Origin of the sequence: Paenibacillus sp. FSL R10-2736, from assembly GCF_038000245.1 — a bacterium.
Classification (GTDB): Bacteria; Bacillota; Bacilli; order Paenibacillales; family Paenibacillaceae; genus Paenibacillus_AQ; species Paenibacillus_AQ phytohabitans.
Genome location: NZ_JBBOBN010000002.1, coordinates 1,203,637 through 1,218,443, shown reverse-complemented (window position 1 = coordinate 1,218,443; position 14,807 = coordinate 1,203,637). Strand labels below are relative to the sequence as shown.

At 54.3% G+C, this 14,807-nt stretch carries 14 protein-coding genes; 3 read left to right on the top strand and 11 right to left on the bottom strand.

Features of this window, described 5'->3' with window-relative positions:
- Positions 1–24: 24 nt before the first annotated feature.
- Positions 25–1,083 (top strand): LCP family protein, encoded by a 1,059-nt coding sequence (locus NSQ73_RS33460; protein ID WP_340990469.1) that lies wholly within the window; start codon positions 25–27, stop codon positions 1,081–1,083.
- 105 nt (positions 1,084–1,188) lie between these two features.
- Positions 1,189–2,514: a glutamate-1-semialdehyde 2,1-aminomutase gene (locus NSQ73_RS33455; RefSeq protein WP_340990468.1), complete on the top strand. Its 1,326-nt coding sequence runs from the start codon at positions 1,189–1,191 to the stop codon at positions 2,512–2,514.
- Positions 2,515–2,586: 72 nt separating this feature from the next.
- On the opposite strand, the gene NSQ73_RS33450 is transcribed toward NSQ73_RS33455, so the two are convergent.
- The 10 genes from NSQ73_RS33450 to NSQ73_RS33405 all read right to left on the bottom strand — a co-directional run bounded on the left by NSQ73_RS33450 (position 2,587) and on the right by NSQ73_RS33405 (position 10,426).
- A complete protein-coding gene (locus NSQ73_RS33450; RefSeq protein ID WP_340990466.1) occupies positions 2,587–3,204 on the bottom strand; it encodes a hypothetical protein in 618 nt (205 codons plus the stop codon).
- A gap of 32 nt (positions 3,205–3,236) precedes the next feature.
- Positions 3,237–3,488, bottom strand: coding sequence for a hypothetical protein (locus tag NSQ73_RS33445; protein WP_340990464.1), 252 nt, complete (start codon positions 3,486–3,488; stop codon positions 3,237–3,239).
- Positions 3,488–4,054, bottom strand: a complete 567-nt coding sequence (def, locus tag NSQ73_RS33440) for a peptide deformylase (RefSeq protein ID WP_042140716.1) — start codon at positions 4,052–4,054, stop codon at positions 3,488–3,490. Before def ends, NSQ73_RS33445 begins: the two co-directional genes overlap by 1 nt.
- Before the next feature lie 105 nt (positions 4,055–4,159).
- On the bottom strand, positions 4,160–5,452 hold the full coding sequence (locus tag NSQ73_RS33435; RefSeq protein ID WP_340990463.1) for a stalk domain-containing protein: 1,293 nt from the start codon (positions 5,450–5,452) through the stop codon (positions 4,160–4,162).
- A gap of 106 nt (positions 5,453–5,558) precedes the next feature.
- Complete coding sequence (locus NSQ73_RS33430; protein ID WP_340990461.1) at positions 5,559–5,849, bottom strand: hypothetical protein; 291 nt, start codon at positions 5,847–5,849, stop codon at positions 5,559–5,561.
- A gap of 15 nt (positions 5,850–5,864) precedes the next feature.
- Positions 5,865–6,752, bottom strand: a complete 888-nt coding sequence (locus NSQ73_RS33425; protein ID WP_336101134.1) for an inositol monophosphatase family protein — start codon at positions 6,750–6,752, stop codon at positions 5,865–5,867.
- Positions 6,753–6,917: 165 nt separating this feature from the next.
- Entirely contained in the window at positions 6,918–7,925 is a 1,008-nt protein-coding gene (uvsE, locus tag NSQ73_RS33420; RefSeq protein ID WP_076246268.1) for a UV DNA damage repair endonuclease UvsE, read from the bottom strand.
- Positions 7,922–8,239, bottom strand: a complete 318-nt coding sequence (locus tag NSQ73_RS33415) for a hypothetical protein (RefSeq protein ID WP_039308646.1) — start codon at positions 8,237–8,239, stop codon at positions 7,922–7,924. The genes uvsE and NSQ73_RS33415 overlap by 4 nt, the downstream gene beginning before the upstream one ends.
- Positions 8,240–8,286: 47 nt before the next feature.
- A complete protein-coding gene (locus tag NSQ73_RS33410; protein WP_340990460.1) occupies positions 8,287–9,378 on the bottom strand; it encodes a D-alanine--D-alanine ligase in 1,092 nt (363 codons plus the stop codon).
- A 19-nt stretch (positions 9,379–9,397) separates the two neighbouring features.
- Entirely contained in the window at positions 9,398–10,426 is a 1,029-nt protein-coding gene (locus NSQ73_RS33405; RefSeq protein ID WP_340990459.1) for an amidase domain-containing protein, read from the bottom strand.
- 443 nt (positions 10,427–10,869) lie between these two features.
- Here NSQ73_RS33405 and acnA point away from each other — a divergent pair, with 443 nt between their 5' ends.
- Positions 10,870–13,614: an aconitate hydratase AcnA gene (acnA, locus tag NSQ73_RS33400; protein WP_340990457.1), complete on the top strand. Its 2,745-nt coding sequence runs from the start codon at positions 10,870–10,872 to the stop codon at positions 13,612–13,614.
- 115 nt (positions 13,615–13,729) lie between these two features.
- On the opposite strand, the gene NSQ73_RS33395 is transcribed toward acnA, so the two are convergent.
- On the bottom strand, positions 13,730–14,764 hold the full coding sequence (locus tag NSQ73_RS33395) for an ABC transporter substrate-binding protein (RefSeq protein ID WP_340990455.1): 1,035 nt from the start codon (positions 14,762–14,764) through the stop codon (positions 13,730–13,732).
- Positions 14,765–14,807: the final 43 nt, after the last annotated feature.

Below are 14,807 nucleotides of genomic sequence, written 5' to 3'. Positions count from 1 at the left end.
TGTGAACCGGAAAGGAAGAACGAAATGCCGCCAAGAAAGAACCGGCACGCAAAAGCCGGCAAATCAAAAAAGAAGACATTGCTCTGGACTCTGGCAATCATACTCCTTCTAATTATCGGAGGTCTGGTTTATTATTTCACTGCAATCTACAACCAGCTCGACAACCTGCACAAGACAGGTGAAGATTCTCCGTTTGTCAATGTACCAACAGCCTCGGCGGAAACTGTTCAGCCCCCCGAATGGGAAGGTACAGAGCCTGTGAACATCCTGCTTATGGGTGTCGATGCGCGCGGGGTGAAGAAAGGCGAGGTTCCACGTTCCGATACCATGCTGGTTGCCTCATTAGACCCGGTCAAGAAAAAATTCTATGTCTTCTCCATTCTTCGCGATACTTATATCCCTATCCCTGACCACGGGACACAGCGGATCAATGCTGCAATTACCTATGGACCCAATACGGCGATGCAGACGGTAAGTGACCTGCTCGGCATCCCGATTCAATATTATGTGTATACCGATTTCCAGGGCTTCATGAAGCTTGTAGATGCCGTTGGCGGTGTCGACTATGAGGTTGAGAAAGACATGCACTATACTTCCAAAGCGGACGGGCCTGAGTTCGATATTGATCTCAAAAAAGGCTTCCAGCACCTGGATGGCAATATGGCGCTGCAGTACGTGCGCTTCCGCCATGACGCCACTTCCGATTTCACCCGGACGGAACGTCAGCGCGGATTCCTCAAGGCCGTGGCGGACAAGGTGATCAGTACCACTTCTATTATTAAGCTGCCCACGATTCTGTCAGAGGTTACGCCTTATATTGATACCAATCTTACCTTAAGTGATATGTGGAAGCTGGGGAGCGTCGGCTATGACAGCTCCATGGGCGGCAGTGCGCAAATCCCGCCGATGGAGCTGATCAGAGAGAAAACCACCAAGGATGGCTCCCAGGTCATCGGCTTCACCAGTGATGAAGATCTGAAGCAGTTCGTGCAGGATACAGTCACTGCGCCTGATCCTACTCCGACTCCTGAGGCAGAGGCTTCCCCGGGCAGCAGCCCTTCCGCTACACCGGGATCTAACTAGAATACAATATAACCATGCTTGGCACACAGGGGCGGGCGGACAGCGGGATACACCGCCAGTTCGCCCTTTCCCTTGCGCCTCCGGCATACGAAAGGATGTTATTCCATGAACCGCAGCACATCAGAACATTTATACCAGGAAGCTCTGCAGCATATCGTCGGAGGCGTCAACAGCCCCTCCCGTTCCTTCAAGGCCGTAGGCGGCGGTGCTCCCGTATTCATGAAACGCGCCGGAGGCTCCCGCTTCTGGGACGAGGACGGCAATGAATATATTGATTATCTGGCCGCCTATGGCCCGATCATTACCGGACATGCCCACCCGCATATCACCGCTGCCATTACACAGGCTGCACAGAATGGGCTGCTCTATGGCACACCAACCCAGCTTGAAATCAGGCTGGCCAAAATGCTGAAGGAAGCTATCCCCTCCATGGACAAGGTACGTTTCGTCAACTCTGGTACAGAAGCCGTTATGACGACCATCCGCGTGGCCCGTGCCTACACGAAGCGCAGCAAGATCATCAAGTTCGCCGGCTGTTACCATGGCCACTCCGACCTGGTGCTTGTAGCTGCAGGCTCTGGACCGTCTACGCTGGGCATCCCGGACAGTGCAGGCGTTCCGGCCAGCATCGCCCAGGAAGTCATCACTGTACCCTTCAATGATCTGGACGGGCTACGCGCGGCGCTTAAGCAGTGGGGCGAAGATGTGGCCGCCGTTATGGTCGAGCCGATTGTCGGCAACTTCGGCATGGTTATGCCGCATCCCGGTTTCCTCGAAGGCCTGTGCAAGCTGACGCATGAGAACGGCTCACTTGTCATTTACGATGAGGTCATCACCGCGTTCCGTTTCCATTACGGCTCCACCCAGACCTATGCAGGTCTTGCGGGCCATGAGGATATCATTCCCGATCTGACCGCGCTGGGCAAAATCATCGGCGGCGGGCTGCCTATCGGCGCTTACGGCGGACGTAAGCATGTCATGGAGCAGGTCGCTCCGCTGGGTCCGGCATATCAGGCCGGAACGATGGCTGGCAACCCAGCCTCGATCTCGGCAGGGATTGCCTGCCTTGAGGTGCTGAGTGCCGAGGGTGTCTATGACGAGATGGAACGGCTCGCTATCCGCCTGACCGCAGGGCTGCAGGAATCTGCCGGACGGCACGGCATTCCACTGACCATCAACCGGATACGCGGTGCATTCTCTACGCATTTCTGCAACCATCCGATTACCAATTACGATGAAGCGCAGGATACCGACGGTGAAATGTTCGCCAGCTTCTTCCGCCATATGCTGAACCGCGGCATTAATCTGGCGCCTTCCAAATATGAAGCGTGGTTCCTGACCACTGCCCATACGGACGCCGACATCGATATTACGCTGGAGGCAGCAGAGGCCTCGTTCGCGGCCATGGCAGCGGAGCAGCAACAGCTGTAAGAAACTCTAGATAAAGAGGCTGGCCCCAATGGGGCCAGCCTCTTTTCACACCCAATATACCGTGCAGCTTCCTTAGAAATCAATCTGCTTGTCCAGAGTGACTACCTTATGGCGCGGACGTCTAAGTCCTCTGCCGTCAGGGACCAGTGAGAATTCAATGGAATCCAGCGCTTCCGGGAGCGGGGGCCAAATTAAAAACCGCATCTCTACCTGGGCACCGCCGCCACGGCCACCATGCATCTGCACCTCATATTCAGCCTCTCCCAGAATTGCGAGTGTAAGAGGGGCTTCGATGCTGACGCTTTCTACGGCCGCTGTCAGGCACTTGATCTCAACCGAAAGAATACTCAGGTTCTCATATTGCATAGAATGAGTGAGAGCATATTCGAAATCCCCATCCCGTGTTGTCTTCATGATCGGAAGCACTCCGCGCAATTCACCCGGCTCTTCCCAAAAGTGGCGTCTGGGCACCGATTCATTCAAGCTGCCCAGTACAAGCGATATTTCAGAAAGCTCCAGCCCCAGTTCAGCAGACCATTGCTGTATCATCTCCGGATCCGGAAACAGCTGTTTCCCTTCCGCGACCGACTTCCTCTGCTGTACTAATCTTAGAATCTGCTCATCAATCTGCTTCGCTTCATCGTTGTATACATTCTGCAAGCCTCTTATGGCTATTCTGTTCCACTCCAAACCGCTTCACTCCCGATTTCAGATTGAAATGATCAGCTCCCGCCGCTCTTGCGCTGTCCATATATGAACAGCGCAGCAACCGCGAGCGGAGTCACCAGCCTTACAGCGAGCGGCATACTGCCTCCCGCAATAGCGACAACCACATAACTTACAACGATGGCCGCTTCCGCCATGATGTGCTTGTGGAATGTACCTTTTCTAATCCTGTAGACAAAAACCAGCGCAATGACTAGCGCCAATCCTGTATATAGAAGGGTTAGCGGCAATCCTTGAATATCCATCATTACCCCTTGCTCTTCTGTTCATACAGGCTGCGGATTTCCACATCCTGCGGAAGCTTGAACGGATTCTGCTGATTGATCCGGTCATAGAACATGATCCCGTCCAGATGATCCATCTCATGCTGAATCACGATCGCCTGATAACCCTTGAATTTCTGGGTAATCACCTGACCGTTCAGATCAAATCCCCGAACCTTCACGGTTTCATACCGCGGCACAAAGCCGTGTACAGGCCGGTCCACGGACAGGCAGCCTTCGCTCTCCGGTAAATACACCATCGCCAGAGAATGGCTGATGATCTTGGGGTTCACCCAGGTATACTCTACATTCTTGCCGTTATCGTCCTTCAGGCACATCACGAACATCCGCTTCTTCAGCCCCACCTGATTGGCGGATAAGCCTACCCCTGAACGGAGCTTATGTTTGGCAGACATTTCGGCATCCTGGCTGTTCTTCAGGAACTGCATCATACACTTCAGCGCCTCGCGGTCTTCCTCCTGCAACGGCAGCTGCACGGGTTCTGCTACCGCACGGAGTACGGGATCCCCTTCACGCACGATATCATCCATCGTGATTATATATCCGGCATTATATTTTGTACTAGACAACTGCGTTCATCCACCTTTGCCTTACGGGCCTGATTTTATTATGCAATATTGATATATTATGCTGGATTATGGATTAATGAAAGCTGTCCGCAGCTTGCTGCTGTAATTCACATCGAAGCCAAGCCCGGTAGCGAGCGCGGCGAGCGGCAGGTACGTTTTATCCTCTTTGCCGACCTTTTGCAGGAATGCCGGGGTATCAATCGCTACATCCGTTCCGTTCACCTTAATCGTCTTCGAACCAATCGTAATTACCACGGTTCTTCCGCCGTAAATAATCGTCGCGCTGGAGGTTTTGTTATCCCATTTACCAGTTGCGCCTACCGCATTCAGAATGTCCTTCAGCGCCAGGAAATTCTGTCCATTCTTCAGAATGGGCTTATTGGGAGTGTTAAGCGTGGTCCCATTCACTACAATTGACATCGGTGCGGAGGCTGAAGTCATCACTGCAGCTGCCGGATTAAGGTATTCCCCCCACTGCAGCTCTGCGAACACCGTGGCGATCCGTTCATAGCCCAGCTGCGTCGGATGGAAGTCTGCCGCTCCAGCCCCGATAATATGGGTGAGCGATCCCTCTACACCGGCAAACTTGGCGGCTACATGGGCTACCTTTACAGGTGCTCCCGCCTGGTTCAGGGTAGCTGCAATATTCTCGGCGGCTACTGTAAACTGTGCAGCGGCACTCATCAGCTTGTCATACGAAGCACCCAGGGCAATTCTGGGAGCAGGCTGATATTGATCGGCCAGCAGAATCGTTGCCAAGGGATTCACGGCCCGGATATTGTCCAGTGCCGATTTCACATTGCTGCTGTACGCCGCGAGGCGTTCCGCAAGCTGGGCTGTGAAGTCAGCCTCCGTTAGTGTCTTAACATTCAGAAACAGACTGCTGACATCATTACCGCCTATAGTGAGCGTAATCAAATCCGCTGCAGCAAGCTCCGTTCTAATCTGCGGCGTCATAGCGGCAAACTGGGCGATGCGCGGATCAGGCAGCCCCGGCTGGATTGCCTCTGCCGTAGTTGCGATGCCGTCTTTGATGGATGCGGTATACTGAAGCAATCCGGATGTCTTCAGACCTAATATACCGTAATTGCTTAACGTGCTTCTGCCGTGATACCAGCCCTGCTCCAGTAATCTCTCGGCATATCCGTACGGCTTCACACTGGAATCAGTCATCCCCGGCTCATATCCGGCAGTAATGGAATCTCCAAGTGCCACGATGCGAAAGACATCCTGCTCCGAGTCCGGCGTAACGGCTGCTGCAGCGGCACCGGCAGGGCCTGCATGCACATTAATTAATACAGCGAACAGCAGCAGCCCGCTAGTTCCGGCTGATATGAATCTTCTCCATGTCTTCAGCATCGTATTCCCCCTAAATTAGTATAATTCCATTCTAACACCCAGCCACGCTGCGCAAAAGAGCGGTTTCCCGATTGTTCGGAAAACCGCTCCTGAGGCCCGCTGCGGCTTACTGCTCTCCGCTGCCGGATTCTGTAGAATTCTTATGGCCGCCCGCGCTATACGGGCCGCTGATTTGTTCAGAACGCTGCACATATTTATCATACCGGCTGTCCAATTCGTAAGCGATTTTGCGGTATCGGCGCGTTTCTTCAACTATAGGATCAAGCGTAGTCTGTATCCGGATCTCATACTTGGGCGAAATCTGGCGGATTTCCTTGGCCTGCCGGTCATCCGGCTCCATCTCGCCATCCTCCAGAAGCTCACTCAGTCTGCGCTCCAGATCATCATTGTCACTCATGGCAATGCCGCCTCCTTACTGCTTCTTGAATCCCGTGGCATCAGCTGCCTGCAGGGAGTTCACCAGATAATCATGTATCCGTCCATTACTCGCCACCACATGGCGTGTACTGATATCGTAGGGATTGCCCTGGGTATCAGTGACTTTCCCGCCGGATTCCAGCACCAGCAGCACGCCTGCCGCACAGTCCCACGGACTCAGGCCCACTTCCCAGTAGCCGTCCACCCGGCCTGCCGCAACATACGCCAGGTGCAGCGCTGCCGAGCCGCCGGCGCGAACGCCGCGCACCTGCGGCAGAATCTGCTGCAGTCCGGCCATATTGGCAGGCTGGGCGAATACCCGGTCCGGCGGAAAGCCCATGGCAATCAGACTGCTTCCAGGCTCCGTCTCCGCTGACACGGCGGTAGGAATCCCGTGCATATACGCACCCTTGCCCTTCTCGGCAACGAACATTTCGTCACGGATCGGATCATAAATAACACCGACTGTCAGCTCCCCCTTAACGACGAGGGCTATTGAGACACAGTAGAAAGGAAAGCCGTGTACGAAATTGGTAGTCCCGTCAATAGGATCAACGATCCACAAATACTCATGCTCCCGCGCTTCATCCAGGGCGGCAGTCAGCGCGTCCGCTCCCGGCTGAACGCCTTCCTCCCCAAGGATGGCATGGTCGGGATAATGGGTCAGGATCAGCCGGCGGATCATTTGCTCCACACCTTTATCGACCTCTGTAACCAGATCCTGGGCGGATGTCTTGCTGCCCAGCTCCTTCACCTGGCCTTGTCTGCTCTTGATCCATTCCCCCGCTTTGGCTGCAGCATTAATTGCCGCCGCCGTATGTCCCTTGCTTGTAACTACATAGGGTTCCCGTTCATTTCGGTTATCAGGACTTACAGGACTCATCTCTTCACTCCGCTTTCTTTGAGCATGATCGTTCTCCCATGGAACGCTGTTACGCGCAGGACGTCAAATTGCTGCTCAACTTTCATTCAACGTACCCTATTTCCGCCCACTTATCAAGTTAATACTGGCACCGTAATAAGGCCTAATCCCCTTGTTTGTTGCCTGTTATGCTTGTATATTCACGCTGGCTCCGTTTAGTACCGTAATTCCGTTCCCGCCCTGTGCAAGCTCCTTCATGGCCTCCATCAGGCCAAACAAGGCTCCGTCCTTGAGCTTCGCTTCGATCATGACATCCACTGCCGGGGTATCTGCGGCGATCCGCTTCAGAAAAGCAAACAGCGGAGCCGGCTCCACACCGTCGGCATGGCTCCGCGGATCGGACGGGCTGCGCGGGCTGGAGACATGAATCTTCGGTGGCAGTACTTCCCCGGGCAGGACATCCTTCCGGGCCAGACTGCTTGTCCATGTCTTCTGGATCTCCGGCCACAGCTCCCAGGGAAGCTCGCCTTCGTTGTTGACCCATTGATGATGGATATCCAGCACCATCGGCAGTCCGAGGCTCCGGCTAACCTCCAGTGTCTCCACCGCATTGAACGTCTTGTCGTCATTCTCCAGCGTCATCCGTTCCCGGAGTGCAAGCGGAAGCGCGGAGCATTGCTCACAGAAACGCGCCGCAGACAGAGGCTTGTCCCCATAAGCACCGCCAATGTGGATATTGCTCTTGGCGGTTGCCGGCAGCCCCATGGCCTCAAGCATATCGGCATGATGCTGCAGGTCGCGGATCGAGCTTGCGAGCACCTCGGGACGCGGAGTGCTCAGAACCGTGAAATGGTCCGGATGAAAGCTGACCCGCATGCCGTGCTTCTTCACATAAGTGCCCACCTCAGCGAACTCCTCCGCCAGTGCGGACAGCGGATGCCAATCCGCCAGATCAGGATGGGTCGCCAGCGGAATCAGCTTGGAGGTCAGGCGGTAGACCATAATATCCGAGCCTGCATTATGCTTCAGCAGGCGGAGTGTATTATGCAGATTGATCCGTGCGATTGATTCCAGCTTACGCAATCCGGCTTCCCGGTCGCCCAGCTTGTTAAAGCTTGCCATAGTCATTGTCTTAGAGGGTGAGCAGTCCGGGATGACAGTAGACATGGCGACATAGCCGAAGCGGACAATCATCCTTCTTCTCCGAAGAACATTTCGTAGGCAAGGGCCGTCTGTACCCGCGACTCTTCCTCATTCAGCTTGCGTACCAGATCCATCTCCACAGCTGTAACCTCATTGCCCTGGAAGTTGATTTCAGCAATGGAAGCAGAAATTTTGACGATCGCTACAGCAACATTCTCCGGATTGTAGGCGATGACCTTCTGGCCGGTCGGGTATACACGGAAGCCCTGCTTCACCATTTTGGTTCGTCCGTACTCCAGCAGCTCATATAGCTCCTGTTCATTCTTGAATTTGCACACTGAATTGAATTCTGATTGAAACCCCATGCTTCTCTCTCCTTCCCGGCCGGAATGCTCCCGCCGATCACCATATGTTATTCGTTATCGTACTTAAGCCCTTGTCTGAACTGGTACCGCTCCAGCGCCAGCCCGATCATCCGGTCCAGCAGCACCTGGTAGGACACGCCGGTCTCGCGCCACAGCAGAGGATACATGCTGAACGGGGTGAAGCCGGGCATTGTATTCACTTCATTAATGAGAATTTTGCCGTCAGACTTCCGCAGGAAGAAATCTGCCCGGGTAATGCCGCTGCCCTCAATGGCCTTGAAAGCCAGCAGTGCCGATTCGCGCAGGCGGTCTGCCACCTCGGGATCGACAGGTGCCGGGATCAGCATCTGCGATTTGCCGTCCGTGTATTTGGCCGCATAATCATAATATTCGCCGGAAGAGACGATTTCACCCGGAACTGAGGCTTCTGGCTCTTCATTGCCAAGTACGGCAACTTCTACCTCACGGGCATCGATGAATTCCTCGATGATGACCTTGGTATCATAACGGAAGGCGTAATCAACAGCCTTGATCAGACCTTCTTTGTCGGCTGCTTTGGAGATGCCTACGCTGGAGCCAAGGTTGGCCGGTTTCACGAATACCGGATACCCCAGCTTATCCTCTACACCAACGATCAGCTCATGGCTTTTGCTTTTCCAGTTAGCAGCATTGAAATAACAATATTCACATTGCTCGAGCCCTGCCTCGCCGAACAGCTTCTTCATGACAACCTTATCCATACCTGCCGATGAAGCCAGCACACCTGCGCCAATGTACGGAATATTCGCCATTTCGAACAGCCCCTGGATGGTACCGTCTTCCCCGTTCGTGCCATGCAGCAGCGGGAACATCACATCCACAATGGAATCTCCGCCGCCGAGTCCGCTGAACAACGCGTTCAGGGCCATCCCCATATCACCGGAAGCTCCGGACAGCTTAAGCTCTTCAATTCCGCTGAATGGAGCCTCCAGGGCTGCCCCTACCTTCCACACTCCCTGTTTGGAAATGTAGAACGGAATAATTTCATATTTATCGTAGTCAAAAGCGTTCATAACCGCATAAGCCGTCTGGAGCGATACCTCATGCTCTCCGGATTTGCCGCCGTACACCAGTCCTACGGTCAATTTAGCGTTCCCCATGCCCTAACCTCTTTCTGAATTATAAGTAGTCATTAATATGAAAAAAACGGTAGGCCGTGCGGTCCGTCCAGGCGTAGGAATCCTTGTAATCCCAGAAGCGGTGGCGGCTGCTGACTGTCCGGGCGTTCACCAGCGGCATGCCTCCCGCATCAAAGGCGGTAACAATCGTGCTGTGCTGGTAATGTCCGTTGCCGTCCCAGTCGTATTGGATCACATCGCCTAACATCAGCTGCTCCGGCCGCTCGACAACTTCAGCGCGCAGACCGCTGCTGCGGCTGCCGCTCAAATAACGCTGCAGACTGTCCGAGACCGCCCAGCTGAAGCTCCACCATTCCTGTGCTCCATTGTAGCCCTTGTACCACCAGCCCGTTTCTCTTTTACCAGTATAGTTGATAGGTGCTCCCCCTGCAAAGAGACATTGGGAGACATAATTGGTGCAGTCCACCTCGAAAATCTCGAACTCCGGATTGCCGTCCTTCCACCAGCGGTCGGCATATGCCGCCGCCTCTTCACGGTGGTAGCGGACCTCTCTTGCGCTGCTCACTCCGCGCAGGACCCTGCGGTTCAGCAGCGGCTGGGACGGCCGTGGTGCAGGCAGCACCTCCCCCCACTGCGACAGCCGCAGGGCAGGCTCAGTCTCCACCACTTTGCGCACAGCATTCCGCTCGGGAACACTGCGCTCCACGTTGACTATCTCCCAGTCTCCACCCTTCCGCACAAAGGTCAGCCGCTCGGACTCAATCACATCCTCGCGGTGCGTCATTCCGCCCTTCTCATAATAGAATGCGCTGTGCAGCGCCACATCGGCGACCACCTCGGCGGGATTCTGCCGCACGGTACGCAGCGTCCTGACGCCTGTTTCCCCGCGCAGCGGAGTGATCCCCCGCCGGCTGTACCACTGCGCAATACGGCGGAAGCGTATTCGCTGTTCGTCCAGGAACCGCGGATCCTTGATTGTGGTTTGGCGCGGTTCAATTCCAGGTGCAACCCGCCCCTTGTTCAGCTGATCCACATAGACATAGAGACTTTTCTTCCACTGCTGCTCCATTCATTCTCCGCCCTTTCGTTCAAATATAAGAATTTATAGGCTCCGGCACTATAAATTATCCTTCTATTTCTCGCTGAAGCTGTGCTGTCCTTTTGAAGGGCGCCTGCCGTTTCCCTTTGCCATTTTGGCTGCTGTCCTATGTAGTCCTATGTATATGAAGGATTGCCTGCCGCTATACAGGACGGGAACGATTTAACTACAATTGAATCCGGGAGACCATCCGCTCCAGGCATGGCTGGAAATATGAAGAAACGGCTTTGCAGCATGTAGCATATAAATTTCTGAATAAACGGCATTTTCGCTTAATTTACCGCAGTTTCAACCTCTTACAAACCTTCCATGAAGAAGGAAAAAAAACTTTACTCCCCTCTTTGCAACCGTTATACTTAGAGTATAGGAATTATGAAATGTAGTTTCACCAGATGAAACGAGGAGGCGCATATATGCCAAGCAAGGACCATTTCTCACTGGCTAAGAACCTGGAATCAGGCGGCAAAACTTATCGCTACTATCACTTGAACTCGCTGGAAGAACAAGGCGCGGGCGACATTTCATCCCTGCCATTCTCCATTAAGGTATTACTTGAAGCTGCTGTCCGCCAGTATGACGGACGGGCGATTACAGAAGAGCATGTGAAGCAGCTGGCCGGCTGGTCCGGCGGCATCGACCGTAATAAAGAAATCCCTTTCATCCCGGCCCGGATTGTATTGCAGGACTTCACCGGCGTACCGGTAGTCGTTGATCTTGCCGCTATGCGCGACACCGTCAAGAAAGCCGGCGGCGACCCTAAGAAGATTAATCCGCTTGTGCCGGTTGACCTGGTTATTGACCACTCGGTTATGGTCGATGCCTTCGGAACTGCCGACGCACTGGAATATAATATGAACATTGAATTCGAGCGTAACGAGGAGCGCTACCGCTTCCTGCGCTGGGCGCAGACTGCCTTTAACAACTTCCGCGCAGTTCCCCCGGCAACAGGGATTGTGCATCAGGTTAACCTGGAGTATCTGGCTTCTGTAGCCACTACCAAGACTATTGACGGCGAAACGGTCGTATACCCGGATTCCCTGGTCGGAACCGACTCGCACACCACAATGATTAACGGCCTTGGCGTGGTCGGCTGGGGTGTAGGCGGGATTGAAGCGGAAGCAGGCATGCTCGGACAGCCGCTTTATTTCGTGACACCGGATGTCGTGGGCTTCAAGCTGACCGGCAGTCTGATGGAAGGCGCCACTGCTACCGACCTGGCCCTGACCGTTACCCAAATGCTGCGCAAGAAAGGCGTTGTCGGCAAATTTGTCGAATTCTACGGTCCTGGTCTGGCTAATATCAGTCTGGCGGACCGTGCAACCGTAGCCAATATGGCACCTGAATATGGGGCTACGATCGGCTTCTTCCCGGTAGACGACGAGACGCTGGCCTATCTGCGCAGCACCGGACGCCCGGATGAGCTGGTTGAGCTTGTAGGCGATTACTACAAAGCGCAGGGGATGTTCCGCACCGCAAGTACGCCGGACCCTCAGTTCAGCGATATCATCGAGCTGGATCTTGCCTCTGTAGTGCCCAGCCTGGCCGGACCGAAACGTCCGCAGGACCGGGTCGAGCTGACCCACATGAAAGAGAACTTTGAAGGAATCATCCGCACACCTGTCGACAAGGGCGGCTACGGCCTCAGTGATGAGAAGATTGCCGAAGTAGTGGAAGTGCAGCACAAGAACGGCAGCACCAGCAAGCTCAGCACAGGAGCTGTTGTAATTGCCGCCATTACCAGCTGTACGAATACCTCCAACCCAAGCGTTATGCTGGGAGCAGGACTGCTCGCCAAGAAGGCTGTGGAACGCGGACTGACCAAACCCGGTTATGTCAAAAGCAGCCTGACGCCCGGATCGCTGGTCGTTACGGAATATCTGCAAAAGGCCGATCTCCTGAAGCCGCTGGAAGCGCTGGGCTTCTATCTGGCCGGATACGGCTGCGCCACCTGTATCGGCAACTCCGGCCCGCTGCCGGATGAAGTCAGCCAGGCCATTACAGAACATGATATGACCGTTGCCGCTGTTATATCCGGCAACCGTAATTTCGAGGGCCGCGTACATGCCCAGGTCAAAGCCAACTATCTGGCTTCACCGCCGCTTGTGGTAGCCTATGCGCTCGCTGGTACCGTTAATATTGACCTGAAGACGGAGCCGCTGGGTTACGATCCGCAGGGCGAGCCTGTCTTCCTGGCCGATATCTGGCCTACTACTGCAGAGATCCGCGAAGCTATAGGACTCTCGCTCAGTCCGGAAATGTTCCGCAGCAAATATGAGAATGTCTTCACGGCTAATGAGCGCTGGAATTCCATTCCGGTACCGGAAGGCGAATTGTATGAATGGGATGATAATTCCACTTACATCCAGAATCCGCCATTCTTCGAGCATCTGGCAGACGGTATCGGCGACATCAAGGATATCCGCAGCTCACGTGTTCTGGCGCTGCTGGCCGATTCCGTCACCACCGACCATATCTCACCAGCCGGGAATATCTCCACCTCCGGTCCGGCCGGAGAATATCTGCGTAACCATGGCGTAGAACGTGCGGACTTCAACTCCTACGGCTCGCGCCGCGGGAACCATGAAGTGATGATGCGCGGTACCTTCGCCAACATCCGGATCCGCAACGCCGTTGCTCCGGGAACAGAAGGCGGGGTAACCACCTTCCTGCCGAGCGACGAGGTGATGTCGATCTATGACGCATCCATGCTGTACCAGTCGGCCGGCCAGAACCTGATCGTCATTGCCGGCAAGGAATACGGTACCGGCAGCTCGCGTGACTGGGCCGCCAAGGGCACGCTGCTGCTGGGAGTCAAAGCCGTCATCGCCGAGAGCTTCGAGCGGATTCACCGCAGCAATCTCGTCGGCATGGGCGTACTGCCGCTGCAGTTCCAGGAAGGCCATGGCTGGAGCAGCATGGGCCTGACCGGACGTGAGACCTTCGACATTACCGGTCTCGACAACTACGTACTTCCCGGTCAGGAGCTGACCGTCACCGCCACACGCGAAGACGGAACCCAGTTCGACTTCCCGGTCATTGCCCGGCTCGACAGCACCGTTGACATCGATTACTACCGCAACGGCGGTATCCTGCAGACGGTGCTCCGCCAGATGCTGGCTGATGCCACAGCTTCGGAAACGGCTCTGCCGGTAGAATAATTGTATACACAGGCTTAAATATTACAAAAGCTGCGCTGGTATCAGATATTGATCTGACACCGGCGCAGCTTTTTATATGCAGATTTGCAGATAGCTTCATTATTTCAATAATGGATTATTTCACGGACAGCAGGCTTGTTGTGATGAAATCCAGCTGTGCCTCCAGGGACACCGGATCATTATAAGTGTCTGCATCCGGGTTAAGCTGGAATACGTTGCCTGCTTTGACCGCAGGCAGGCCTGACCAAAGCGGATTGTCATATACAATCTTAGGATCTGTTGTATCCCCTGACCATGGACAAGTGAAGATAATATCACCGGCAAAGTCCGGGAGCTTCTCCAGAGAGATGGAGGCCCAGCCCGTACCGCTGTCAATTGCCTCTTTCTGGGCCTCTGCCGGAGCCTTCAAGCCGAATTCCCCATACAGAATTTCGCCGCCGCGTCCATAGTTATGACCAAATACAAACAATCCCTTGGCGTATGGATTCAGGATGGATACAGTTCTGTCACCCACGGCAGCCTGTACCTGCGGCTTCAGTTCAGCAATCTTCGCTTCCCACTGATCTACCCAGGCTTTGGCTTCATCATTCTTGTTCGTTAGCTTACCGAAGTCCATCATCTGGTCCTTATAGTTCTTGGAGCCGTATTGAATCTGCACCACCGGAGCGATCTCCTTCAGCTTGTCGATGCCTTCCGTGCCGGTGTATACAATAATCAGATCAGGATCTAAGGCAAGGATGTTCTCCGGTGTTACATCATTGCTGAGCGACTCCACGCCATCGAGCATTCCGGCAAGATATGGATTACCCATTGCCCCCTCCATGGCGCCTACCGGCTTAACGCCTAATGCCAGGAAATAACCCGTGTAGAACGCAGTGGTATCAACGATTCGCTGCGGATTCTTGGGTACTTGAACTTCTCCTACACTGTCTTGGAAAGTGACCATTTCTACATCAGCGGTTGAATCCGTACTGCCAGCTGTTGCAGCAGGAGCCGCCGTAGAAGAGGCCGCAGGAGAAGCTGCGGAGCCATCAGCTGCTGCAGCGGAATTGTTTGCAGAGTTATTAGCGGACTGGCCGCAAGCTGCCAGCAGCAGAGCCAGAGCCAAGGTGAAAACGATAAGCACCAGACTTTTATTAGAATGTCGCAAAATAATCCCCCTATGTATGTGATATTGATAATCATTATCAGTT